This is a genomic window from Luteibacter sp. P1_D3 (genome assembly GCF_056406135.1).
Genome location: NZ_JBFUAT010000005.1, coordinates 38,904 through 63,522 on the forward strand (window position 1 = coordinate 38,904; position 24,619 = coordinate 63,522).

Consider the following 24,619-nt stretch of genomic DNA (forward strand, 5'->3'; position numbering starts at 1 on the left):
CGGGGCATGCGCCAGATCTATACCTCACCCCGCCCGGAAAACATCGACCGGATCGTGTCGCTCCTCACCGAGCACGACATCGAGACGACCGTCACTAACCGGTCGACCTGGAATCGCCCGACCTACCAGCGCTTCAGCTATTCGCAGCGCAACGACAACCGTGATTCGTGGCCGCAGGTATGGGTCAAGAGYGCCGACGACTTCCCCAAGGCGCGTGCCTTGCTGAAGGACATCGGCATCGAGCCGGTAGTGCGTTTCCAGGAAGAACTGCAGATGCACCGCTCGCCGGACCTGCGCCCGAAGCCTCAGCGCACGGCCTCCCGCGTGCGCCTGATGGCCCTGGCCATCGTCGCCGGCGTCGTGGTCGTCGTGGTGCTCAAGGCCGTCCAGGTACTCTGAATGGCCGGCGCCGTCGGTTTGACGCCTGCCCACCTGTTTCTCCGCGACGCGACCCGCGATGCCCACGAGGCCGCCGAGGCGACGGCAGGCATGCGCCTGCTGATTGGCGGTGAGCTGGATGAAACCGGATATTCCGCCCTGTTGCAGGCACAACTGTCGTTGTTCCGCGCCTGGGAGAACGAGCGCCACGATTGGCTCGCCGGCCTGACGGACTGGCGTTACGCATCGCGCGCCTCACTGATCGAGGCAGATCTCTGTAGGAGCCGATTCATCGGCGATAAGCGTGACAACGAAACAAGCAGCGTCGTCGCGCGCCGGGTCGCCGATGAATCGGCTCCTACCGAGCAGGGTGCGGCTTGCTGGGGTGAGCTCTACGTCATTGAAGGCTCCGCCCTCGGGGGTCGCGTGATCGTCCGCCGCTTGCGGGAGCTCTACCCCGACCTGCCGCATCATTTCTACGCCGTGGGCGAAAACGCCCCCGCCAGCTGGCGACGCTTCCAGTCCCTGCTCGACCACGCACTTCCCGACGAGGCCTCACAGGCCGCCGCCGCCCACGCCGCGCAGCGAATGTTCGCGCGCTTTCAACAGACGCTGAAGGATCCTGCGGCGCATGACTGACTTGCCCGATCTGACCGCCTGCGACCGCGAACCCATCCATATTCCCGGCTCGATCCAGCCTCACGGCGTCCTCGTCGTGGTGGATGCGCGCACGCGAGCCATCCTGCAGGTGAGTGAAAACGCCGCTGAGGTGCTCGGCGTCGACCCGGCCGTCATGCTGGACGCTCCGCTGGAGGAGGTCATAACGCTCCCGTCGGATCTGTTCGACGACGGCGAACGCCCGGCGCACAGCCCCTGGGTATCCGTGACGTTTCCAAACGCCACGACGCCGGCGACGTGGTACGCCGCCGTCCACGCCTACGACACGCGCTGGATGATCGAACTCGAGCCGCGCGAAGGCGACTTCGACGACGATCCGCGCCGCATAGGCCATGACCTCGCTCAGAAGCTCGAAGGCGATGCCACCGTGGAACGCGCGGCCGCGCGGCTCGCACGCACCGTGCGCAGCCTGCTCGCCTACGACCGCGTCATGATCTATCGCTTCGATCATGACTGGCATGGCGAAGTCGTGGCCGAGGCACGCAGGGATGATCTCGAGGCCTATCTGGGCCTGCACTACCCCGCCACCGACATCCCCGCACAGGCACGCGCGCTCTACCTGCGCAACCGCGTCCGCCAGATCAGCAACTGCCGCTATGTGCCGGCGCGCATCCTGCCTGCGTACGATCCGGAAACCGCGGCGGCGACGGATCTCAGCGACGTGTCGCTGCGCAGCGTGTCGCCGGTGCATCTCGAATACCTCGGCAACATGGGTGTCACCGGTACCCTGGTGGCGTCCATCATCACCCACGGCAAGCTGTGGGGCCTGATCTCCTGCCACCACTATCGACCGTTCTTCGCCGACCACCGCATGCGCGACATCGCCGACGCGGTGGCACGCGCCTTCGCCTCGCGCGTGGCGGCGATTGAAGCGCTGGAGACGATCGACGTCGAGAGCGTCCTGCTCACGGTGCGCGAAAAGCTGATCACCGCATTCAACGGCGCCGATCGCATCGACCCGCCGTTGCTTGCCTCGCTCGCGCCCGAGTTGCTTGAAGTGGTCGATGCCGACGGCGTTGCCATCTTCTCGGGCAACAAGGTGACGCGTTACGGCCAGCTGCCGGATGAAGACGCGTTGCTGCGTCTTCGCGAGTGCGCCCGCCGGAGCGTCGCCGAAGACGTCGACGGCACGGACGATCTGCTGCACACCGACGAGATCGGCGCGCGCTACCCCGAGCTGGACGATCCTGCCGTCACCAGCCTCGCGGCCGGCATCATCGTCTTGGCGCTCCCGTCGGACGCACACGACGCCATCGTCTGGACACGCACCGAGCAGGTGCGCAGCGTGCGCTGGGCCGGCAACCCCGCCCTCGCCAAGCTGGAGGTCTACCCCGGTGCGCGCCTGTCACCGCGGCAGAGCTTCGACACCTGGCAGGAAAACGTACGCGGCCGCTCCCGCCCCTGGTCACCCCTGCACCTGGCATCCGCACGCGGCCTGCGCGCGCTGATTGAAATACAGCACTAAGCCCTTTGACGACCCTTGTGGGAGCCGATTCATCGGCGACAGGTGCTAGCACACGACCCACCATGACGCCGACCCACCATCGGCGCTATAACATCCCCATGACCGACCGCGTCCGCCTGTTCCAGACCTTACCGCACACCTGCGGCTACTTCGCCGAGCGGACGGCGCAAAACCTCGTGGTCGATCCGGGCGCGCCGAATCTCGACAAGCTGTACGGCCCGGCGCTCGCCAAGGGTTTCCGCCGCGCCGGCGGGCACCTCTACCTCCCCCAGTGCAGCGCCTGCCAGGCCTGCGTGCCCTGCCGCATCGACGTGGACCGCTTCACCCCCGATCGCGCCCAGCGCCGCTGCCTCAAGCGCAACGCCGACCTGACGATCCGCGAAGGTATCCCCGGCTTTACGCCCGACCGGCATGACCTCTACGAGCGCTACCTGCGGGCACGCCACAGCGGCGGCGGCATGGACGGGGCGGACGAGGAAGATTTTCAGCGCTTCCTGGCGGCGCCATGGAGCCCTACCCTCTTCCTCGAGTATTACCTCGGCGATCGCCTCCTCGGCGTCGCCGTGACCGACATCGCCCTCGCGGGTGTATCGGCTGTCTATACGTTCTTCGATCCCGATGAAGAAGCGCGCGGACTCGGCACCTTCGGCATCCTGCAGCAGGTGGAACTCGCGCGTCGACGTGGCATTCCTTACGTCTACCTTGGCTTCTGGATCGCCGGGCATCCGAAGATGGATTACAAGCGGCGGTTCCGGCCGTTGGAGATTCGGAAGCATGGGCGTTGGATTGAGATGCCGTGAGGCGGTAAAGACGCTGCGGCCTGGAATGTAGGATTTGCCCTACAGACACAGCGTCCCTGCCTGCCCTACCTTCACCTGCAAGCAATGACGAGACGACCCAGGGGGAATGATTGACGTGACTACTCAGCTCCCCGCGGTCATGACCGAATGCGATGAATATGCAACGCTGACAGAGGAAGAACGGGCCTCGCTTCTTGGAAGGTTGCAAAGCGCGCGCAATTTAGGTCTGGCCTTGGCCGAAGGTGAACTGAGAAAGGATTACCCGAACTTCTTCCAGTTCGTCGAAACGCTCGAACAGGACGCCAGCCACATTCAAGAGTTCCACTTACCCTGGGGTGGAGCGCTAAGCCGGTGGCTGATGCATCACTCCTGGACGTTCTACACCACGCCGAGAGACATGAGAGCCTGCCTCACCACGAAGATGGTTGAACTCATCAACGCGAGTGAACCGTCAACCGATGCGCCGCTTGAAAGTTCCGACCGCTGGATCGGAGAACTGGGGGATGGTCTGGTCGCCGCGACGAATGCCATCGCGGACGCAACGGATTACGGCTCGGCGATGGCACATCAGATCGCTCTCGACATCTTGCTCGGAAAAGTGCTTTCCGCTTGCTACAAGCTGCGCTTGAATGGGCTTGTTCCGAGATGACCGATCAAAGAAAGCGGGGTATTGCTAATGCATTGGAATAGCTTTCAGGACACGACCGAGTGAACGCCCCCAATCCATTCGTCTTAGCCCCGATGGTGCTCATTGCCCTCTTAGTCGCCTACGTGTGGTGGTCACTGCGCACGAAAACGAACAACAGAGCCAAGCGGACAGCAGCCTTCGTCCTTCTTTGGCCCCTCGTTCTTCAGGGGCGTCGAACGAACAGGGAAAAGGTCTTCCTCTGCGTCGGCGTCATCATTGCAGCCCTTCTCGTCGGCTGGTCCTTCACACTACCCAACCCATAAAGAAAGATCAGTGTCTCAGAAGCGGACTTATGCCGCGATCATCTGAGAAGCATGTTAGGAGTGAGGTGTGACGAACTTCCTGGAACTGGCCGCCGCACACGACGCGACAGATAAAAGCGTGGAACTTGAGATCAGATTCCTGTGTGACGGATTCTCCGGCCAAGGCATGGCGTACTTCAATGCAACCCAGTTGCTATCAATAGCGGCGAGCCTTCGTACGTTCTCGCTTCCGTCCGAGGCGCCGATCACCATTGAAGGTGGGTACTTTGAGCCCGAACAGGTTGACGTTTTACGCGAGAAGCACGTTCTACTCCGCTTCGCTGCGGGGAAATCAAGTCCCGTCGAGCTCCACGTGGGAGCCGGCGTTCCTTGGGAGCACAAGCAAGGGCTACGCCGGTGGGCTGAGGCGACATTTCTGATCGATTATGAGCAGCTGAACGTCGTGTCGAGAGCCATAGAAAGGTTGGCCGTGGCGAAAGAAAGCACCGTGAAGGTAGAACTGCCGACGTTCCGGTAGCTCTTGGTGGGCCTCGGGTTGGATCAAAACGCCCTGACACCGCACAATCGGCGTMTACATTCGCATCGGAACCCCCATGGGCCCGCGCCGCATCGTCTGCCTCACCGAAGAACCGACCGAAACCCTCTACCTCCTTGGTGAGCAGGATCGCATCGTAGGAATCAGCGGCTTCACCGTACGGCCCACCGAAGCTCGTCGCGACAAGCCCAAGGTCAGTGCGTTCACCAGCGCCAAGGTCGACAAGATCCTCGCCCTGAAGCCCGACCTCGCCATTGGCTTCTCCGACATCCAGGCCGATATCGCGCAGGCGCTGATCAAGGCCGGCGTGGAAGTGTGGATCTCGAACCACCGCAGTGTGGAAGGCATTCTCGAATACATCCGCCGGCTCGGCGCGATGGTCGGTGTCGCGGAAAAAGCCGACGAGCTCGCCGCGACGCTCGAGCGCGGACTCGACGAAACACGCGAAGCCTCGGCGCTCCTCTCGCGCCGCCCGCGCGTCTATTTCGAAGAATGGGATGAACCGATGATCTCCGGCATCCGCTGGGTGTCGGAGCTGGTCGGTCTCGCCGGTGGCGACGATGTGCTGCCGGGTCGTGCGGTGCAGTCGCTTGCCAGGGACCGCATCATCGCCGACGCGCAGGAGGTCATCGACACCGCACCGGACATCATCATCGGTTCCTGGTGTGGCAAGCGGTTTCGTCCCGAGCAGGTGGCGGCGCGACCGGGCTGGGAGAATGTGCCAGCGATTCGCGATGGCCAGCTGTACGAGGTCAAGTCGCCGTTGATTCTTCAGCCGGGGCCGGCGGCGTTGACGGATGGGCTGGCTGAGTTGCGGCGGATCATTCATGGGTGGGCGATGAGGTAGCACAGGCGTAAGTAGTTTTGCGGAAGTTCGCTACGCACAACTGCGCTGTCGCGCCCGTCGGGGCGGATCGATGCTCTTCCACGGGATTCGTATCGTGGGAGAGCGCTCGTGAATGCACGCATGGCTTGGCGGCTTGGCATGGCGATCCTGCTTGCCCTCGGCGCGTCGGTCGCCTCGGCGCAGGCGGCCGCACCCGTCGCACAAAACGCAGCGGCGACAGCACCGGCAAAGGTGTTCCCGAAGGAACAGATCGACCAGTTCATGGCGCCGATCGCGCTCTATCCGGACGCCCTTCTCTCCCAGATCCTGATGGCGTCGACCTATCCCGCCGATGTGGCGGATGCCGCGACCTGGTCGAAAGCCAACCCCAAGGCATCCGGCGACGCCGCGGTGAAACAGGTGGCCAGCCAGCCCTGGGATCCCAGCGTGCAATCGCTGGTGGCCTTCCCTCAGGTGCTGGCCCAGATGGGCACGCACCCGGACTGGGTGCGCAACGTGGGCGACGCGTTTCTCGCCCAACCCGATGATGTGATGGGCGCCGTGCAACGGCTGCGCGCGCAGGCGCAGAAGGCCGGTAACCTAAAGACCACCGAGCAGCAGAAGGTGATCGTCCAGCAGAGCACGCCGCAGACGACAATCATCCAGATCGAACCGGCTGATCCGCAGGTGGTGTACGTCCCCTCGTACAACCCCACCGTGGTGTACGGCACCTGGGCGTACCCCGCGTATCCGCCGCCGTATTACCCGCCACCGCCGGGCTACTACCATCCGGTTGCCACGGGACTGGCCGCTGGCCTGGCGTTCGGCACGGGTATCGCCGTGGCCAATTCGCTGTGGGGCGGCTGCGATTGGGGACACAACGACGTCAACATCAACGTCAACCGTTACAACAATCTCAACGTCAACAACCGCATCAGCGGGAACGGCAACACCAACTGGAACCACAACGCGGCCAACCGTCGCGGCACGCCGTATCGCGGTGCGGCCACCCAGCAACGCTTCAACCAGGGTGTCGGCGGTGCACAGCAGCGTCAGGCCTTCCGCGGTCAGGCCGGCGCAGCCGACGCCAGCCGGCAACGTGCGATGCAAAGCTTCGACCGGACGACGGGCGGTGGCGCGGCAGCTTCCGCACGGCGGCCCGGCGAAAATTTCAACGGCGGACGCGACGCCGGTGGCGCTGCCGGCGCCGGAAATCGCGGAGATCTCGCCAATCGAGGTGACCTCGCCAATCGCGGCGGCGGCGGCGACCGTCAGGGTGGCCTCAACCGCGCCGGGGGCAACAACGCCGGCCGGGACGGTGGCCTGAACCGTCCCGGCGCGAACGGCGGCGGTGTGCAGAGCCGGCCGAATGCGCCGCAGGCGCGCGCCAATGCCTTCTCCGGCGTGCGCTCCCCTGGCAATGCGCCTGCGCAGCGCGAGCTGGGACAACGCAGCATGCAGAGCATGGGTGGCCAGCGCGGCGGTGCCGCCGCCGGCCGCCCCATCAATCGGCCTGTCCCCGCCCGCGCTGGCGGCGGCGGATTCCATCGTCGCTAGGAGCACGACATGTCCCGATTCCTTGCCAAACGGTTCGCGCAGTCACTCCTTGCTACATCCCTGCTTGTCGCGCTGGGTGCCTTGGCTGCTGCGGCTACCTACCCGACCCCCGATGCGGCGACCGATGCCTTCGTCGCCGCGCTCAAGGCACACGATCAGCCTGCCCTCGCCCGTGTCCTCGGTGACGACTGGCGCACGTACATCCCGACCGATGGTATCGATCGCGCCGACGTCGATGCCTTCATCGCCGACTACGACAGCGCACACAAGATCGTGACCGTCGGCGATACCAATCACCTCGCCGTGGGCAGCGCCAACTGGGTACTACCCATCCCCCTGGTGAAGGGAGCGGGCGGCTGGTCGTTCGATACGAAGGCTGGGCACGAGGAGATCATCGCCCGCCAGATAGGTCACAACGAAGCCTCGGTGCCCCAGGCCCTGCTGGCCTATTACGACGCACAGCGCGATTACGCCTCCAGCACCCACGACCAGGATACGGAACCGCATTACGCCAGCAAGCTGATCAGTACCCCGGGCAGGCATGATGGCCTGTACTGGGAGGCGAAGGACAACGCCCCCGAGAGCCCGTTAGGGCCCTACTTCATCACGCCACCCACCGGCGGCGGCTACTACGGCTACCACTACCGCATCCTCACCGCGCAAGGGCCATCCGCGCCCGGCGGCGCGTACAACTACATGCAGGGCAAGGTGCTGGCCAACGGCTTCGCGCTGATCGCCTGGCCGGTACGCTACGGCGAGACGGGCGTGATGACGTTCGAGATCAGCCATGACGGGCAGATCTTCGCCAAGAACCTGGGCAAGGACACCGAGCACGCGGCCGCCGCCATTACCCGTTTCGACCCGGACTCGAGCTGGACCGAAGTGCAGGCCGACACGCCGACCTCAGGAGATACCCAGTGAACGCTCGCCCTCTGATCGCCCTGCTCGCCCTCGCCACCGGCACCCTCGTCGCGACACCGGGCCACGCCCAGGCCACCTTGAAGTGCACGATGCGCTTCGACCTCGCGTCGTGGTCGATCCTCTACAAGCACGCCTCGGGAACGGGAACCATTACCTGCGCGAATGGCAGTCACCTCAAGGTGAAGCTCACCGCCAACGGCGGCGGCCTGTCGGTCGGCAAGTCCACGATCAAGGATGGCAAGGCCAACTTCTCGCACGTCATGTCCATCGACGAGACGCTCGGCACGTATGTCGCCGCCGAAGCGAGCATGGGCATACCCAAGAGTGGTGAAGCTCAGATCATGACCAAGGGCGAGGTGAACATGTCCCTCGCCGGCGCCGGCAAGGGCTTCGGGCTGGGCGTCACCCTTGGCGGCATGACGATCGAGAAAGTGCCCTGAGGTACAACGCGATGCGCAAGGTCAAACTCGACTACTCCTACGAAGTGAGTTGCGTGCGGCACCTGAGCGATTCGGGTGCCTCCTGCTTTTCGGCGGACGTGATCATTCGCGATGCGGACGGCAAACAGGTGACAAGGCTGGTCGGCAAGCGCTTGCACAGCTACGTCGAAGCCGCCGAGGATGAGGCGGTCGAAGAGGCCCGCCAGGAAATGAAGAAGCTGCAGGCGCACAGGCCGCAGAGCGACGGTTCGCGCTAACCGCGAACCGTCGCCGCGAACTGCCGGTTACTTGCCGGCCACGGCGTCGTTGAGCTTCTCGATCGCCTGATCAGCCGTGAACGTATTCGGCTTCTGGACCTTCGGGAAGTCAACGAACGTCTGGTTGAACTTCGTCAGTAGCGCGATGGCGCCATAAACGATGTAGACATGGTTGATGACCCAGTCCCAATAGGTGTTCGAAGTGACGTCAGCGAACTCGTAGGGATCCGTCCTGAGATTGTAGATCTTGGGAATGCGCATGGCCGTAAACGGTTCACCCCAAAGCGCCATCGTACCCCTGCACCTCAGCTCCATGAACGTGACCTTCCAGTTGTCGTAACGAATGCCAAGGATGTCGCCATCGTCCGAGATGTAGACGAACAGCTTGCGCGGTGACTTCGCCTCCTGGCCGGTGAGGTACGGCAGCAAGCTCACGCCATCGATGTGATTCTTGTAGGTACGACCGAGCGTCTTCACGCCTTTCTTCAGATCGCCGACGACGGTCTTGTTCCCCGCGAGCTCGAGAAACGTCGGCAGCCAGTCGTGATGTTGGACAATCTCGTTCGACACCGTGCCGGGCTTGATCTTCCCGGGGTAGCGGACAACCAGTGGAATACGAAAGGCACCTTCCCAGTTCGTGTCTTTTTCGCTGCGGAACGGCGTCATGCCGCCATCGGGCCAGGAGTTCCGGTGGGGACCATTATCCGTGGAGTACAGAACCATCGTGTCGTCCGCGATACCGAGTTCATCCAGGTAGTCCAGGAGTGTGCCGACGTTCTTGTCGTGATCGATCATGGTGTCGTGGTAGGGGGACTGCCAGCGGCCGGCCTGGCCCAGGCTCTCCTCTTTGGTGTGCGTGTACAGGTGCATGTGGGTAAAGTTGACCCAGACGAAGAAAGGCGTCTCGTCATCCGTCGCGTTCTTGATGAATCCCTTCGCCCGCTCGGCAAAGTCATCGTCACAGGTGAGCATCCGCTTCCTGTCGAGCGGGCCTGTATCTTCGATCTTCTGCTTGCCAACTCTCCCCCACCTTGGTTGTTCGGTGGGATCGTCGACGTCGGTGGCGAAGCTATGGATCACGCCGCGCGGCTTCACCGTTTCGATGAAAGCACCGAACTCTTCCGCAGGGAAGTAGTCGTACATCTCCGGCTCTTCCTCGGCATTGAGGTGGTACAGATTGCCGTAGAACTCGTCGAACCCATGATTGGTCGGCAACATGTGGTTGAGGTCACCAAGATGGTTCTTGCCGAACTGACCGGTTGTGTAACCTTCTCTTTTCAACAGGGCGGCGATCGTGACGATCTTCTCGTTCATTCCGACGGGGGCGCCGGGTATGCCGACTTTCGAGAGGCCCGTGCGCATCACGCTTTGGCCGGTAATGAAGGATGACCGTCCCGCCGTGCACGACTGCTCGCCGTACGAGTCGGTGAAAATCATTCCCTCGTTTGCCAGTCGGTCGATATTGGGTGTCTGGTACCCCATGAGTCCCCGGCTGTAGCAGCTGAGATTCGATATGCCGATATCGTCACCCCAGATAACAAGGATGTTCGGACGCTTACCTCCCTTCCCCCCGCCCCCTTTGGACGGATTCGCCTTCTTGTCTTTCTTGTCGCTCTTGCTTGCGCTTGCCATGGTCGCTTCTCCGCAAATGCACCGATGGATCAAGGGGCCGACGGACGTGGGGTCACCGACGGATCGAATACGGTCTTCCAGTCGTTCTTCATGCTGACGACGCGGAAGTGGTAACGGGCGGCGGCGGCAAGGGAGTCGCCGTTCTTCTCGGCATAGGCGAATTCGCGCGTGGCATCGTCGTGATTGACCAGCAGCGCGAACGACGGACCGTCACGGTCCATGGCATAGCGCATCATCGCCACGTCGCCCACGCCGCCCACATTGCCGCCGACGAAGACCGGCCGACGACCGATGGCCAGATGGATAACGGGCGGCTTACCCTCGCGATCGGTGACGTGCTCGATCTTGCCGGTGTACGTCAGCACGGTCTTGCCGTCGCGCTCACCGAAGCGTGTCTGCAGGGAGCTACCGATCACCCGCTCCGGCGGAATGCCGAAGACCTCCTGCGACATCCCGCGGGTGTACGCGACCGGCGAGCCGCTGCATATCCAGGTCTGGAAGCCGTTGGCCTCGAGGTAACGCAACAACTCGACCATCGGCCGGTAGGCCAGTTTCGTATACGGCTGGCCAAAGTGGGGATTGGACGCAGCGCGTTCCTCACGCGCCATATCGACCGACACCTCGTCGGCCGTACGATCGTCCACCGCGGCGGCAACAATCTGCGCAAGCCCGCTTTCGCCGAGCGCCTGTAGTCCCTTGAGATCGCCTGCGAGAAGCGCTGCCACGCCGGGTTGCTGTTTGAGTTCGGGATGTTTGGCCACCGCCGTYTTCACATCGGCCACCAGGGGTAAGACCGCGCCTGGCAGGGGCTTCTCCGTCACCAGCGTGCCGTCCATGTCGAACACGGCCACGCGCGCCTCGGGGGCGATGTAACCCGGATCGCCGGCCTTGGATGCCGCCGTCACGAAGTCGATGACGGCGGTGCGTGTCGGGCCGTCGTTCCACGAGGGCAGCACGTCACCCGTATCCGAATGCGCTCGTCCTGTCGTGACAAGGATGAGCAGCAACCCGAGAACAGCGACGCTATGGCGCGTCTCCCATCGATAGCAAAGCATGGACACACTCCCGCCTCTGAAGCGTCCGATGATCCGCAGATGATTGAGATTGTCGAAGCGTAGTAGCGCGCATAAGACCGTAAGTAAATTTACGAGGGGCGCGCAACCTAGGTAGAAATACCCAGCCGTTTCGCGGTGGTTTGCGCTGTGTCACACGCTCGTCGGCCGCGAAGATCGAGGCATGCGAAGCGCGACGATCCGACGCCTTTTGTGCAGCGCGATGTTCGCGCTGGTGCCCGCGTTCGCCGTCGCCCAGGAGGCTCCGACGGCCAAGCCCTCCTTCTGGCAGCTCATGCACGATCCGAACGACCACGCCGTCGACATGTCGCGCTGGCTGCTCCAGCACAAGGGCGCCCTGATCGTGCCGATCGTCATTACCGAGCCGGCGGTCGGAAGCGGTGGTGGCGCGGCCGCCGTGTTCTTTCGCCCCGCAAAGCAATCGCAGGCCTCGAAGGACCGTGGTGAACGCATCGCACCGGACATCTACGGTTTCGGCGCGGCCAAGACGCAGAACGGAACCTATGGCGGAGCGCTCGCCGGCGAATTTCACTTCCGCGACGATCGCTGGCGATACAAGGCGTCGCTGGGCAAGGCGTCGGTCAACCTCGACTTCTACACGCAGGGACTGGTGCTCGCGCCGCGGAAGATCGGCTACAACCTCGATGGCTATTTCTCGTTCCAGCAGGTCCAGCGCCGCGTGGGCGACACGCCCTTGTACCTGGGCGTGCGCTGGATCTACATCGATCTCGACAGTCGCCTGAACATCGAAAGCAACCGGCAGTTCTTCCAGCCGAAGGACTTTGCCAGCAAGGCGTCCGGCCTTGGCCCGGTGATCGAATACGACATCCGGGACAACACGCTGACCCCGTCGAGCGGCCTGCTGGCGATGATCGACACCACGTTCTACATGCCAGGCATCGGCAGCAGCAACACGTTCCAGTCCTATCGCGCCCACACACTGGGCTATATCCCTATCGGCACCTCACTGGTGCTCGGCCTGCGCGCGGACTACCGCACGGCGCCGGGCAACGTGCCGTTCTACCAGTTGCCATCGATCGACCTGCGTGGCATTTCCTATGGCCGCTACCAGGACACCTCCGTCGGCATGGTCGAGGCAGAGCTGCGCTGGAACATGACCAAACGCTGGGCCACGTTGGCTTTCGCCGGCGCGGGACGCGCCTGGGGCAGGCATAACGCGTTCGACAGCGCACCCACGGAGACGACCAGGGGCGTCGGCTTCCGTTACCTCATTGCCAGCGCACTCGGCCTGTATGCCGGTGTGGACTGGGCCTGGAGCCACGACGACCACGCCTGGTACCTGCAGGTCGGTAGCGCCTGGCGCTAATACGGAGACTGCGATGACTACACCGGGCGACTACCGTTACACCCCTGCGGCCACCGTCGGCAACCCGGACGACCGGGGCGACCCCGCCGTCGAACTCTCGGCGCGGCGGACGGGCATGTCGTTCCAGCGTACGCGCATGAGTACCGACCGCACGCTGATGTCGGTGATGCGTACGTCAATCTCGTTGATCAGCTTCGGCTTCACCATCGGGCAGTTCTTCGAACGCCTCCGGACGTCGAAGATCCTGCCGCAGGAAAGTCATGCGCCCCGTAACTTCGGCGTGGCCCTGGTAGCGCTGGGGATCTTCATGCTCGTGTTGGGGATCGTTTACCACTTGCATTACATGCGTACGTTACGTGCGGAACGCGAGGCTATGACACGCGAGGGTCTGATCCACGGGGAGACGCCCTACCCCGTGTCGATGACCCTGTTGGTGGCGGTCGTGATGCTTCTGCTTGGTGTGCTAGCTACCATCAGCATGACGACGCATATCAACCCCTTCGACTAACGGATGACGCCGTCGGCCTTCATCTTCGGGATGAGGGTCTTCGACAGCTGGTTGGTCGCTTTGGGAATGTCGTTGCTGGCCAGTCCCTGCGTGGTCACGGTCCAGACCAGTTTCTGGCTGCGGACATCCCACAGGCTCGTCTCCAGGGTGACGACCGTGGTCTGGGTGATCTCGGGCGTGTTGTCCCAGGCACCGCCGTACCAGCCGTAGAAACCGCCGTAGCCCGGACCCGGGCCGGTCGGCGTCACATTGATGCGATCTTCGACGCGCTGGACGCGCGTGACCAGGACCGCATCGCTGCCGGTACGGCGGACCACGTCGCCGAGTTTTGCCGAGCCTCCGTGACCGGAGGGGATGGCCGCGTAGCTTGCCTCCGCGCGAACGCCGGCGGCGCTGAGGTCCCGGGCGAAGGTGTCTTCGAACAGCCGACGCATGGTGTCGCTGCGTGCGACGCCGATCACCAGGATGTTCGAGGCCGGCGGGCCAGACCAGCTGGGATCCTTCCATTCGTTGGTGACACTGAACGTGGCGCAGGCGGATAGCAGCAGCGCGACAATGAGGCTTGCACGGTGTTTCATGATCGGAGCTCCTCGATAATGACGGCTTCTACGGTGCGTTCTCGTCCCTCGCCGCCGTGTAGGGACCGCCCGGATCACGGATCAGTCCCATGCGAATGGCTTCGCGCACCAGCGCGACGCCGCTGTGCACATGGAACAGATCCAGTAGCGATTGCCGATGACTCTCCACGGTCCGCACCGAGATACCGAGTTCCATGGCGATGTCGCTGGCTCGCAGGCCATTCGCCATCCGCTCGAGCACCTCGCGCTGGCGACGGGTCAGGCGATGGACGGACGGTGGTGCGTTGACCAGCGCCGCCATCAAACCCGGGCTAACGTAGCGATGACCGTCCAGGACGTCCCTGACGGCATCCAGTAATTCGTTGCGTGGTGACTGCTTCAGCACATAGGCCCAGGCACCCGATTGCATCGCGTCCTGCACGATCAGCGGCTCGTCATGACCCGAAAGGATGATGAAGCGGCTGCCGTCGCGACGCTCGGCGATCCGACGGACGGGTTCGAGGCCAGGCATGTCGGGCAGGTCGATGTCACCGACGATCACCATGCCAGGCTTCACGCATTCGAGCAGCGCGCTGGCCGAATGCACCAGGACGACGGAACGGACGTGCGGCGCAAGCAAGGCCGATACCCCTTCCGCCACCACGCGATGATGATCGGCGACGACGACATCGACCGCCAGGGCTGGGCCTTCGCGTGGCTCGTGCATCGTCGTCAGAGCGCGAGATTGATGTTCAGGACGAGTGGTTCGCCCTTGATCCGGTTCTTCACATCGAACTCCTTGACCCAGCGCAGGGTGAAATCGATGCTGCTTTCCTTGCTGAAGGATTTTTTGTAAGCAAGCGCAGGACCGGCGCCATACGAACGGCCCTTGAAACCATTGAGGCGATCCGCCGTCGCCCCCTTGTCGTCATCGATCTGGCGAATCACACCGACGACGCCGCCGAAACCCCAGCCACTCGGCGTGCGCTTCATGGCGAGCAGGTCGAGATGGAAGACCCCGCCGTTCTGGTAGTCGGTGGCGTGATTCTTCGAGTAGAAGTCGACACCAGCCAGGGCGCTGAATTCGATGCTGCCCTTGTCGTAGAGATGCGTGTAACCGACGGCCGGTGTATAGGTCCAGATATTCAGGCCCTTGTTTGCCAGCCGGTTCTTCTCGTAGTCCGCGGTAGGCGCGTAGACGTATACGCCGAATGACCAATGCTCGACTTCGCTCACGTGGTAGCTGGCGATCACCGGTGCGAAGTACAGATCGAAAAGGCCGGACGCCCGGTCATTCACGCTGCCGGAGCGCTGGCCGACGAACAGCGACGCCGACACGGAAGGACGGATGTAAGGCACGGTGAACATACTCGCGAAGTTCCAGCGACCTTTCCCCGTATCCCATATGTACGCGAACGTTGCCGCGTAAAGATCGACCTTGGCGTGCAAATTCAGCGCCGTGCTGCCACCGATCGGCACCGACCGGCTGGCACCGATACTGCCGTCGTAATTGATGTAACTCACGGAGACGTTCAGCCCTGGCGTCGGCGGAATGATGCCGACATAGGGCGTGACCTGGGCACCCGTGATCGAACGACCAAGTGCCGCTTCCGTAGCGTGCGCCGCAGCCGGCGACAACGCCGTGGCGATCAGGGCAAAGACGAGTCGACGGTTCATGGTCACGATCCGGCATCGTTGACGGTATATGCAGAGTGCGGCCCGCGCGGCCGTGCGATAAGCGAACTTTCACCCTGTGCGCGTAGGTAAAACTACCGGCCTCACAGCCTCGGCCTCAGCAGGGAACCGAAGCTCAGGTACACGGCAGTGTGTCCACCGGCGGCGTGACCGAGTCCCAGGAATACCGGTCCCAATGGCGATTGCACGCCGGCGAAGATGCTCCCGGCATAGATCAGGTTGCCGAAGCTCACGTCGCTCTTGCTCTGCCATGTGTTGCCGGCTTCCAGGCTCATCCCGATGAAGATCGGCGTCGAAAACAAGGCATCGAGGTTACCGGTACGGCGATACAGGACAGCGCGCCCGAGGGCGGACTGATTACCCCTCAGCGATCGTTCGCTATAGCCGGAGAGATTGAGGAAGCCACCCAGGAAGTCCTGGGCCTCGAAGAAGTTCGAGTTATCGACGGCACTCGAGGCACGCACGCCGAGCAGGAGGTGATAGCGTCCGTCGCTCATGCCCAGGTTTGGTACCCAGTCAGCGACGAGACGTGCCACGTCTCCCTTCACGTCGCCCCCAAGCACCGGCCGGTAGCTCTCGTAATCGAGGTTGACGTGCGCACCACGCGTCGGAAACGCCGCGTTGTCCAGACTGTCCCAGTCCAGCTTGACACCGAGCGAAGCGAAGTCGGACGAGCCGCTCGGGAACGTCGTCGGTGTCCCCACGCGAAGGTCCCCGTTGTCCCGCCCGCGGGCGAAGACGGTCGAGACTCGCCAGTAGGACGCCGGCGTCCAGCCGAGTTCGACGCCTGCGTTGCGACGACGGATGCGGTACTCCGCCAGTTGGTGATCGGCACCGTGGTCGAAGACCGGGACATCCTCGTTGCGCAACACCGCGAACGGCATGACGTACGCTGTCGCGCCTTGTCCGAATGGCTGATAGAACTCGGAACGGACACCGCCGATACGGCCACTCCATAGCGTGTTGCGCCACTCGCCGCCGCTGTCATTGAGGTTGGCCGCGGTGATCTCCGCCGAGATCAGGTATTCGCTGCGGCCATTGAAATCGTCGTCGAGCTGGAAGCCCATCTTGCCGTAGATCGGCCCCCACGACTTGTCTACCGGTGTCAGGCGGATGCCACGATCTTCCCCGCGCTCGACGAGGTGGTAGTCCACTTGCTGAAAGCCACCCTGCCCGTAAATGCCGCCGATGCGCTGTTCGACATCCTTCGGATCGAAGACCTTGCCGATCTCGGGTTTCAGGCGATTGGCGGCGAACTGACCGCTGGCCGTGCTTTTGGTGTCGACATCGATGAAGGCCACCAGCTTCGGATCGAAGTTTCGCTGGCGATGATTCGCCTCGAACGCCTGCCAGGACGAGGGTGACGCGGTGAGCTGGCGAAGCCGCGGAAGCGCGGCCTCCGCCGCGGCGCGGCCGATCGCGATCGCCTCTTGCGCCCGATTGAACTCGCCGGCTCCCAGCTTGCCCAGGGCCGGCCGGATGAGGATGTCCCTGTCGTTCAACGCGGCCAGCTGTCGGGCCGTCTTCTCCGCCATCAACGCACTGACCATCTGGTTGAGCAGGGCGACGGGGTTGGTCAACGTCGACTGCTCAGCCAGGGGCGATCCCACATCCACGACGATCAACCGATCAGCGCCCATGTCGCGCACCACGTCGATCGGGACGTTGTCCATCAGCCCGCCGTCGACCAGCAGCTTGCCGTCGACATTGGTCGGCGCGAACGCCCCCGGCACGGACATGCTCGAACGAATAGCCAGCGGCAGGTCGCCGTGGGAGAACACGACTGGTTCACCCGCCACGATGTCGGTCGCCACGGCGCGGAAGGGCACCGGCAGGTTGTCGAAGTCGGTTACGTTCCAGGTCGACAGCAACAGACGACGCAGCAGCAGAAGCAGCTTCTGGCCCTGGACGACACCGGCTGGCGTGACGATATGGCCGTTCTTGTAGCCCACCTCGAAGTTCAGCAGATACCGATAATCGGCATCTTTCCGCCGCATGGGCTCCTCGACGCGGTCCGGATCGTCGGAAAACAGGTCCTTCCAGTCGAGCTGGCCGATCACGTTGGCCATCTCGTCGGAGCTGTAACCTGCCGCGTAGAGGCCGCCGACGATCGAGCCCATGCTGGTGCCTGCGATGCGACAGATGGGGATGTGCTCGCGCTCGAGCACCTGGATCACGCCGATGTGGGCGGCACCCCGTGCACCGCCGCCGCCGAGGACCAGGCCGATGCAGGGTGAAGGATCGCGCGGGGCGGCATGCACGCTGGCCGTGCCGAGCAGGAGGCAGGCTGCCAGCGTCGAAAGCCACGGGGTAGACAGGTGCATGCGGGTTGCCCTTGTCGCGATCGGTTCCGCAGTGTCGGACAGACCAACCGTCCGGGGCAGCGAAGAACCGGGCCCGGGAACTGCGCAGAACTACTTAGACAGAAGTGGGACGGCCGACCGGGGGGCAACGACAACTTTGGCCCGACGCACGCGTATAGTCCTCCGGGGGTGTGGCAGGGGCGGCCCTTTGAAGTCATGACAGCTGTTCGGGGCCACCGTGACCAGGTGGCGGGAGAGGCGATGACGCAGGCCTTGGCATCGACGCAGAGCGCGACCCATTGGTGCGGGGGCGTTTTCGTGGGCGCCATCGTGGCGCAGCTGCTCTCGGCCGCCTTGTGGAGCCATCAGGGCGGTACGCATATCGTCTGGTTCCCGGGTGCCGTCCTGCTCGGCGCCCTGCTCGCCACGCCGCGACGGATGTGGCCGGCGTTGATGGGTGCCGCGCTGATGGGCCTGATCGTCACCGGGGTGAGTTTCGGGCTGCCGCTGGCGGATACCGCCCTGGTCGTGTCGCCAGCCGTGTTGCTCACGCCGGTGGCCGCGTGGCTGCTCCAGCGTGTGCCCTCGCGTGTCCCGCCGCTGGAGGATTTCACGCGGCTCTACATCTTCGCGGCGGTCGCCGTCATCACCCTGCCCGCGGTATGCGCGACGCTCATCGAGCACGCGAGCCGCTACACGTCGTTTCGCGGCTCGATTCTCAGCGACTGGCCGAACATCGCGCTCGCCCATGCCCTTGGCTACGTGCTGTACGTGCCGGTCTGGGTGAGCGTGCGGAGTCCGGACGCGGCCGTGCGCCACGAACCGCGACTGCCCACCGAGTTCTACCTGCTCATGGTCGTCTCGATCGCCCTGCTCGGCGTCATCTGGTACGGGTACGGGAATCATGCGGAGCTCGTGCCCGTACTCTGCCTCGCCCCGGCGCCGATCATCATCGCGGCGATCATCCGGGCACAGATGACCGGCAGCTCCATCGCCGTCTTCGTCATCGTGATCATGGCCGGCCACCTGAGCATCGGTGGCCACGGCCCCTTCATGGCCGCCACGCCGCAACAGACGACGCTCGCCCTGCAGCTCTGGACCCTGACCGCGGCCCTGTCCGCACTGACACTCGGCGTGGTCGTCGAGCAGCGCTTCGCCAGCCGTCGCGCCCTCAGCCATGCCCATGGCGAGCTACGCGAGATGACCGGCCGGCTCATCGCCACCCAGGAACAGGAACGCGCGCGCCTCGCGCGCGACCTCCACGACGACATCAACCAGCGCCTGGCCGCGGCATCGATTGGCCTCAGCTCGCTCCGCCGACGTGTTGCACCGGCGATACAGGCCGAGGTTAACCACATCCAGCACCAGGTGATCGCCTTGTCCGAGGATGTACGCCAGCTCTCACACGAGCTTCACCCCAGCTGCCTGCACCATGCGGGCTTGCGCGATTCGCTCGAGGCGCTATGCCATACCTCGCGCCGCCCGCGGGCGCCACATGTGGTCTTCATCGCGGACCGTGCCATCGATGTGCTCTCGGCGGATATCGCGTTGTGTTTCTACCGGGTCACCCAGGAAGCATTGACGAACGCGTTGCGTCACGCCGATGCAAGCCAGGTCACCATCAAGGCATCCGTGACCAGCGGACTTGCTTCGCTGTGGATTTTCGACGACGGTAAAGGCATCGATCCCGAGGTCTTGCCATCGACGGGGCCGGGCATCGGCCTGATCAGCATGAACGAACGAGCGAAGTTGCTGGGGGGCAGCTTCGAGTTGCGTACTGCACCGGGGAAGGGAGTGGATCTATGTCTGCGCATTCCGTTGGAAACGAGTTGAGCTGCGAGGCGTTGCCACGCATCGTCTTTGCCGATGACCACCGCATGGTCGCCGAAGGGATCGAGCGCCTGCTCGACGACGACTTCGAGCTGGTCGCGCTGGCCCAGGATGGTCGCAGCCTGCTCGACGTCATCGAGCGCGAGACCCCGGACCTGATCCTCTCCGACATCAACATGCCCGGTGGCAATGGCCTCGAAGTGCTCAAGACCCTGCGTGCCCGCGGGGACAGCACGCCCTTCGTCTTCCTTACCATGCATGCCGAGCCCGCCCTGGCCGCCTCGGCCATGCGGTCGGGCGCCAACGGTTACGTCCTGAAGGTGTCCGCCGGCGACGAACTGCTCAGCGCCCTGCGCCAGGTGCTTGCCGGCGGCACGTATGTCACCCCTTCGCTAGGTGCGCGCTACCTGCGCGGTCGCATGGCCGATCTGCACGAACTCACGCCGAAACAGCGCGAAGTGCTGCGCCTGGTCGGCTCCGGCCTGCGCTCCAAACAGATCGCCGCGCAGCTGGGACTTTCGGTGCGCACGGTCGAAGCCCACAAGTACACCATCATGCAGATCCTGGACGTACACAGCACACTCGAGCTGGTGCGCCGATCGGAGGACCTCGGCCTGCTGTTCTGACCGGGGAAACACGGAAGTAGATATACGCAGCAGTAGTCGCGTGCCTTTACGCTGGTCCGCACCCGCTGCCAGGTGGAGAGTGACTCTCATGGACGAATTACGCTACACACGTTTCAGGGCCAGCGTTGTTCTCGCGGACGATCATCCGCAGACCGCACTGGAAATCGAGCGTCTTCTGCGCGAAGACTTCGAAGTGATCGGCGTGGTCGGCAACGGTGCCGCACTGGTCTCGCTGGTCGAGATTCTCCGGCCCGATGCTGTCGTGACCGACATCGCCATGCCGGGCATGGATGGGCTGGAGGCCGCGCGTCGCATCGCCATCAACCGACCCGGCCTGCCCGTGATTTTTGTCAGCTGCCACGACGATGCCGGTGTCGCGCGACGAGCGCTTTCTGTCGGCAGCGCGTTCGTGGTGAAGGCGTCGGCGGGCGAGGACCTGCTCGATGCCGTGCACGCGGCGCTGCGCGGCGATGCCTACGTCTCGTGCTCGGTCCGCGCCGGCTACCCCGACACTCCGTAGTTCTACTTGGGGCAAGACCGTAGTTCCTCGGTCGCAACGCACCCGTCGACGCGCGAGCATGGAAGCCGACATCCTTTTCCCGTTCGCCATGCCCGGCGGAACACGGAACATGGCCACCACCACCCCCGGTGGTCTGCCGTCGGAGTGGCGAACGGGTTCTCTATCGAGGCAACCTCCAGGGAGTGATCATGGCCCTCGCCGATCCTGCGCGCCAATTCGCCACCACGCCGGAGAGCGAGGGCATGGTCCGGCTGGAAGGCGGCCTGTTTCGCATGGGATCGGAACGGTTCTATCCCGAAGAACAACCCGTGCACCGCGTGCGCGTGGATCCCTTCCTGGTCGATCGCACCCCGGTGACGAACGCGCAGTTCGCTCGTTTCGTCGAGGCCACTGGTTACGTGACGTTCGCCGAGATCCCGCCTCGTGCCGAGGACTATCCCGGCGCCCTCGCCGACATGCTGTATCCGGGCTCGCTGGTCTTCGTCCAGCCGGCTGGCCCGGTTCCGATGCAGCTCGATCACTGGTGGCGGTTCGTGCTCGGCGCCGACTGGCGCCACCCGACCGGCCCCGACAGCGATCTCGACGGCCTGGACGGACACCCCGTCGTGCACGTCACCGCCAGCGATGCCGAGGCGTATGCGACCTGGGCAGGCAAGCGACTGCCGACCGAAGCCGAGTGGGAGTTTGCCGCACGCGGGGGCCTCGATCATGCGGAGTACGCCTGGGGCGACTTCCGCGAGCCCGCAGGCCACTTCATGGCCAACTACTGGCAAGGACGTTTTCCCTACGAGAACACCGCCGAGGACGGCTTCGAGCGGACCTCGCCGGTCGGCTCGTTTCCCGCGAACGGGTACGGCCTGGTCGACATGATCGGCAACACGTGGGAATGGACGACCGACTGGTACCGCGCAACCCACGCGGCCGAAGTACAGAAAGCCTGCTGCGTACCGGCCAACCCCCGCGGTGGAAGCCGGGAGCACAGTCACGATCCCCGCAGCGCGGGGCCGGCCATCCCGCGACGCGTGCTCAAGGGTGGTTCGCACCTGTGTGCGCTGAACTACTGCCAGCGCTATCGGCCGGCGGCGCGCTATCCCCATCCCATCGATACATCCACCAGCCACATCGGTTTTCGCTGTGTCGCCGATGTCGCCCCGGAGGCTTCAGCGTGAATGCTGCGCCCTTGCTCAGTCTTGCTCAGGTGTTCACCCTGCTCTTCGTCGTCATGGGGCCGCCGCTGAAGACACCGCTGGTCTACTACGCGCGCATGCAATCCTTCGATGCCGCGACGCGCCGGAGCCTGGCCTTCAAGACGGCCATCCTCGCCACGGCGGCGGCCCTGATCGGTGGCTTTCTCGGCCTTTCGCTGCAGCACAGCTGGCAGATATCCGTACCCGCGATGCTTCTCGCCGGCGGCCTGATCTTCCTTCTCGTCTCGCTACGCACCGTGCTGGAGCAATACACGCCCAGCGCCGTCCCGCATCCGGTCCCCGAGGGCACCTCACCGGCACGCCCGCCTGCGCCCAGTGCCTTCGAACTCGCCGTGCCGATGATCGTGACGCCGTATGGCCTTGCCGGCCTGATCATCCTGCTCGCTTCCAGCCACAGCACGGAACGCACGCTGGGCGTGGTCGGCATGCTGGTCCTGGTGATGATCCTGCACCTGCTGGCGATGCTGTTTTCCGGGCCGATCGTACGGAGCATCGGGCCGCTGCCCTTCAAGCTGTTCGGTACGGTGATCGGCTCGCTCACCGTGGGTCTGTCGGTGCAGATGATGATCCTCGGTTACCAGATGCTGGCGGCACCTTCGATCGTCAGTGGCCCGATATCGTCACCGTGATCTTGCGTTGGTGTGCTTCGTGGCGATGCTCATAGAGGAACACGCCCTGCCACGTACCCAGCAAGGGTCGGCCGCTGTGCACGGGGACCGACAGGGAGACCCCGGTAAGCACGGCACGCACGTGCGCCGGCATGTCGTCCGGGCCTTCGTCCTGATGGCGAAAGAGAGGATCGCCATCGGGCACCAGGCGCGCGAAGAACCGTTCGAGGTCGGCGACGACCGTCGGATCGGCATTTTCACCGATGAGCAGCGACGCGCTGGTGTGCTGGACGAACACGTGCGCGATGCCCGTCGTGACGCCACTGGCCGCCACCGCATCGGCGAGGCGATCGGTGATCTCGACAAGCGACCGCCCGCGCGTGTGCACGGTGAAAGTAGTCTGCGCGATGTGCTGTACGGGCTGGGCGCGGCTCATCGCGGACTCCGGATCAGGGATAAAGCAGGCGGCTCGTCCAGCTTGTACCGTGTTCGGCGTGCACGATACGTTCGTGCAGGCGGAACTCGGCGCCGTACCAGAACTCGACGCGATCCGGCTTGAGGATATAGCCACCCCAGTGCGGGGGACGCGGCACGTCACGACCCTCGAACTCCTTCTCGAAATGCGCCACGCGGTCTTCGAAGGTCTGCCTGTCCGGCAGTTCCTGGCTCTGTTTCGACGCCCATGCGCCGATCTGGCTACCGCGCTGGCGACGAACAAAATACGCGTCCGACTCGGCCGCGCTGGCCTTGCTCACACGCCCTTCGAAGCGCACCTGGATGCCGTCGCGGATCTGCTTCCAGTGGAAGCACACGGCGACCTGGTCGTGCGCGGCCATCTCGCCGGCTTTCGCGCTTTCGTAGTTGGTGAAGAAACCCAGGCCGTTTTCATCGATGTGCTTGAGCAGCACGATGCGTGAATGCACCCGGCCGTTGCCGTCCACGGTGGCGAGGTTCATGGCGGTCGGTTCGCGATCGCCACTGGCCTTCGCTTCGTCGAGCAGGCCGCGGAATGTGTCGAGGATCTCGGGAGTCAGCATGGGTAGGCTATGCTTGCCGGTATGGAATCAGACGATGCTATCACGCTCGCCGAGCAGGTCCTGGGGCGTTTCGCCGCGGCGATCGGGCATGCCTCGACACCGTTCATCCTGGGCGTTTCCGGCTTGCAGGGCAGCGGCAAGAGTACGCTGGCCGCGGCACTGATCGAGACCGCCAGGGAACGAGGCTGGTCCGCTGTCGCCCTGTCACTGGACGATGTGTACCTGACCCGCGCCGAGCGTGACACGCTGGCCCGCGACGTCCACCCGCTGCTGCGCACACGCGGCGTTCCCGGAACGCACGATTTGGCCTTGCTCGCTTCCACCCTGGACGCGCTCGACAAGGCGGCGCCTGAGCGGCCCGTGTCCATCCCACGCTTCGACAAGGGTCAGGACGACCGCTACCCAGCGGCGCTCTGGCCCGAAGTCCCGCAACCGCCGATGCTGGTGATCCTCGAAGGCTGGTGCCTGGGCCTCGAACCGCAGTCGGACGCTGACGTGATCGAGCCGATCAACGCGCTGGAGCGCGAGGACGATCCCGAAGGTGTCTGGCGCCAATGGGTCAATACGAAGCTGGCCGATTACCTTTCCGTCTGGCGCCGTCTCGATGCGCTCGCACTGCTCCAGGCACCCTCATGGGAGGTTGTCTCCCGCTGGCGAGACGAAGCCGAGTGGCCGCTTCGCGCCCGGGGCGAACCCCGCGCGATGGATGAAGATGAGATGGCGCGTTTTCTTCAGCATTACGAGCGCCTCAGCCGGCATGCGCTGGCGACCCTGGCGACGAAGGCCGACCTCGTCCTGACGCTCGACCCGAATCGAGACGTCGCGCCGTTGTAGGAGCCGATTCCTGTGGGAGCCGATTCCTGTGGGAGCCGATTCATCGGCGATGC

Annotated in this window: 27 protein-coding genes; 19 read left to right on the top strand and 8 right to left on the bottom strand. The window is 64.1% G+C overall.

From position 1 onward, the window contains the following. The first annotated feature begins 6 nt into the window (after positions 1-6). The 11 genes from AC1DYM_RS05285 (at position 7) to AC1DYM_RS05335 (ending at position 8,808) form a co-directional block, all read left to right on the top strand. Positions 7-399 carry a putative signal transducing protein gene (locus tag AC1DYM_RS05285; RefSeq protein ID WP_477336652.1) on the top strand — a complete coding sequence of 131 codons (393 nt, stop codon included), beginning with the start codon at positions 7-9 and terminating at the stop codon, positions 397-399. Continuing rightward, positions 400-1,017, top strand: a complete 618-nt coding sequence (locus AC1DYM_RS05290; protein WP_477336654.1) for a biliverdin-producing heme oxygenase — start codon at positions 400-402, stop codon at positions 1,015-1,017. It abuts the gene before it with no gap. Next, positions 1,010-2,521 (top strand): GAF domain-containing protein, encoded by a 1,512-nt coding sequence (locus tag AC1DYM_RS05295; protein ID WP_477336656.1) that lies wholly within the window; start codon positions 1,010-1,012, stop codon positions 2,519-2,521. Before AC1DYM_RS05290 ends, AC1DYM_RS05295 begins: the two co-directional genes overlap by 8 nt. A gap of 62 nt (positions 2,522-2,583) precedes the next feature. Then, positions 2,584-3,321, top strand: a complete 738-nt coding sequence (locus tag AC1DYM_RS05300) for an arginyltransferase (RefSeq protein WP_477336658.1) — start codon at positions 2,584-2,586, stop codon at positions 3,319-3,321. A 106-nt stretch (positions 3,322-3,427) separates the two neighbouring features. Continuing rightward, positions 3,428-3,970, top strand: a complete 543-nt coding sequence (locus AC1DYM_RS05305; protein WP_477336660.1) for a hypothetical protein — start codon at positions 3,428-3,430, stop codon at positions 3,968-3,970. Between the two features lie 369 nt (positions 3,971-4,339). Then, positions 4,340-4,789 (top strand): hypothetical protein, encoded by a 450-nt coding sequence (locus AC1DYM_RS05310; protein ID WP_477336662.1) that lies wholly within the window; start codon positions 4,340-4,342, stop codon positions 4,787-4,789. Positions 4,790-4,865: 76 nt separating this feature from the next. Continuing rightward, positions 4,866-5,654: a cobalamin-binding protein gene (locus AC1DYM_RS05315; RefSeq protein ID WP_477336664.1), complete on the top strand. Its 789-nt coding sequence runs from the start codon at positions 4,866-4,868 to the stop codon at positions 5,652-5,654. Positions 5,655-5,762: 108 nt separating this feature from the next. Then, positions 5,763-7,190, top strand: coding sequence for a DUF3300 domain-containing protein (locus AC1DYM_RS05320; protein ID WP_477336666.1), 1,428 nt, complete (start codon positions 5,763-5,765; stop codon positions 7,188-7,190). Positions 7,191-7,199: 9 nt separating this feature from the next. Continuing rightward, positions 7,200-8,111: a DUF2950 domain-containing protein gene (locus tag AC1DYM_RS05325; RefSeq protein WP_477336668.1), complete on the top strand. Its 912-nt coding sequence runs from the start codon at positions 7,200-7,202 to the stop codon at positions 8,109-8,111. Beyond that, positions 8,108-8,551 (top strand): hypothetical protein, encoded by a 444-nt coding sequence (locus AC1DYM_RS05330; protein WP_477336670.1) that lies wholly within the window; start codon positions 8,108-8,110, stop codon positions 8,549-8,551. Before AC1DYM_RS05325 ends, AC1DYM_RS05330 begins: the two co-directional genes overlap by 4 nt. 11 nt (positions 8,552-8,562) lie before the next feature. Beyond that, positions 8,563-8,808, top strand: a complete 246-nt coding sequence (locus AC1DYM_RS05335) for a hypothetical protein (RefSeq protein WP_477336672.1) — start codon at positions 8,563-8,565, stop codon at positions 8,806-8,808. A gap of 27 nt (positions 8,809-8,835) precedes the next feature. Here the strand turns inward: AC1DYM_RS05335 and AC1DYM_RS05340 are convergent, their stop codons facing one another. After that, positions 8,836-10,440: an arylsulfatase gene (locus tag AC1DYM_RS05340; protein ID WP_477336674.1), complete on the bottom strand. Its 1,605-nt coding sequence runs from the start codon at positions 10,438-10,440 to the stop codon at positions 8,836-8,838. 29 nt (positions 10,441-10,469) lie between these two features. Further along, positions 10,470-11,495: an HAD family hydrolase gene (locus tag AC1DYM_RS05345; RefSeq protein WP_477336676.1), complete on the bottom strand. Its 1,026-nt coding sequence runs from the start codon at positions 11,493-11,495 to the stop codon at positions 10,470-10,472. Positions 11,496-11,676: 181 nt separating this feature from the next. Between AC1DYM_RS05345 and AC1DYM_RS05350 the strand changes: the two genes are divergently transcribed. Together AC1DYM_RS05350 and AC1DYM_RS05355 are read left to right on the top strand one after the other, a co-directional pair. Continuing rightward, positions 11,677-12,840 (top strand): BamA/TamA family outer membrane protein, encoded by a 1,164-nt coding sequence (locus tag AC1DYM_RS05350; protein ID WP_477336678.1) that lies wholly within the window; start codon positions 11,677-11,679, stop codon positions 12,838-12,840. Between the two features lie 13 nt (positions 12,841-12,853). After that, positions 12,854-13,348 carry a YidH family protein gene (locus AC1DYM_RS05355; RefSeq protein ID WP_477336680.1) on the top strand — a complete coding sequence of 165 codons (495 nt, stop codon included), beginning with the start codon at positions 12,854-12,856 and terminating at the stop codon, positions 13,346-13,348. On the opposite strand, the gene AC1DYM_RS05360 is transcribed toward AC1DYM_RS05355, so the two are convergent. The 4 genes from AC1DYM_RS05360 to AC1DYM_RS05375 all read right to left on the bottom strand — a co-directional run bounded on the left by AC1DYM_RS05360 (position 13,345) and on the right by AC1DYM_RS05375 (position 17,924). Continuing rightward, positions 13,345-13,926 carry a hypothetical protein gene (locus tag AC1DYM_RS05360; protein WP_477336682.1) on the bottom strand — a complete coding sequence of 194 codons (582 nt, stop codon included), beginning with the start codon at positions 13,924-13,926 and terminating at the stop codon, positions 13,345-13,347. The genes AC1DYM_RS05355 and AC1DYM_RS05360 overlap by 4 nt on opposite strands. 28 nt (positions 13,927-13,954) lie before the next feature. Next, entirely contained in the window at positions 13,955-14,632 is a 678-nt protein-coding gene (locus tag AC1DYM_RS05365; RefSeq protein WP_477336684.1) for a response regulator, read from the bottom strand. Positions 14,633-14,637: 5 nt separating this feature from the next. Further along, positions 14,638-15,582 (bottom strand): SphA family protein, encoded by a 945-nt coding sequence (locus tag AC1DYM_RS05370; protein WP_477336686.1) that lies wholly within the window; start codon positions 15,580-15,582, stop codon positions 14,638-14,640. 101 nt (positions 15,583-15,683) lie between these two features. Then, positions 15,684-17,924 (bottom strand): patatin-like phospholipase family protein, encoded by a 2,241-nt coding sequence (locus AC1DYM_RS05375; protein WP_477336687.1) that lies wholly within the window; start codon positions 17,922-17,924, stop codon positions 15,684-15,686. 240 nt (positions 17,925-18,164) lie between these two features. Here AC1DYM_RS05375 and AC1DYM_RS05380 point away from each other — a divergent pair, with 240 nt between their 5' ends. From AC1DYM_RS05380 to AC1DYM_RS05400, 5 genes are all read left to right on the top strand, one after another. Next, positions 18,165-19,736 (top strand): sensor histidine kinase, encoded by a 1,572-nt coding sequence (locus AC1DYM_RS05380; protein ID WP_477336689.1) that lies wholly within the window; start codon positions 18,165-18,167, stop codon positions 19,734-19,736. Continuing rightward, on the top strand, positions 19,706-20,359 hold the full coding sequence (locus AC1DYM_RS05385) for a response regulator (protein ID WP_477336691.1): 654 nt from the start codon (positions 19,706-19,708) through the stop codon (positions 20,357-20,359). Before AC1DYM_RS05380 ends, AC1DYM_RS05385 begins: the two co-directional genes overlap by 31 nt. 88 nt (positions 20,360-20,447) lie before the next feature. Further along, the gene (locus AC1DYM_RS05390; protein ID WP_477336693.1) at positions 20,448-20,879 is read left to right on the top strand and encodes a response regulator; all 432 of its coding nucleotides are present in this window, start codon (positions 20,448-20,450) and stop codon (positions 20,877-20,879) included. Between the two features lie 188 nt (positions 20,880-21,067). Then, positions 21,068-22,048, top strand: coding sequence for a formylglycine-generating enzyme family protein (locus AC1DYM_RS05395; protein ID WP_477336695.1), 981 nt, complete (start codon positions 21,068-21,070; stop codon positions 22,046-22,048). Then, positions 22,045-22,716 carry a MarC family protein gene (locus tag AC1DYM_RS05400; RefSeq protein ID WP_477336697.1) on the top strand — a complete coding sequence of 224 codons (672 nt, stop codon included), beginning with the start codon at positions 22,045-22,047 and terminating at the stop codon, positions 22,714-22,716. The genes AC1DYM_RS05395 and AC1DYM_RS05400 overlap by 4 nt, the downstream gene beginning before the upstream one ends. Here AC1DYM_RS05400 and AC1DYM_RS05405 read toward each other — a convergent pair. Together AC1DYM_RS05405 and pdxH are read right to left on the bottom strand one after the other, a co-directional pair. Continuing rightward, positions 22,691-23,131, bottom strand: a complete 441-nt coding sequence (locus AC1DYM_RS05405; protein ID WP_477336699.1) for a secondary thiamine-phosphate synthase enzyme YjbQ — start codon at positions 23,129-23,131, stop codon at positions 22,691-22,693. The two genes, AC1DYM_RS05400 and AC1DYM_RS05405, sit on opposite strands and share 26 nt — an antisense overlap. A 13-nt stretch (positions 23,132-23,144) precedes the next feature. Further along, positions 23,145-23,732 carry a pyridoxamine 5'-phosphate oxidase gene (pdxH, locus tag AC1DYM_RS05410; protein ID WP_477336701.1) on the bottom strand — a complete coding sequence of 196 codons (588 nt, stop codon included), beginning with the start codon at positions 23,730-23,732 and terminating at the stop codon, positions 23,145-23,147. A gap of 21 nt (positions 23,733-23,753) precedes the next feature. Between pdxH and AC1DYM_RS05415 the strand changes: the two genes are divergently transcribed. Then, positions 23,754-24,566 (top strand): kinase, encoded by an 813-nt coding sequence (locus tag AC1DYM_RS05415; RefSeq protein ID WP_477336705.1) that lies wholly within the window; start codon positions 23,754-23,756, stop codon positions 24,564-24,566. Positions 24,567-24,619 lie beyond the last annotated feature (53 nt).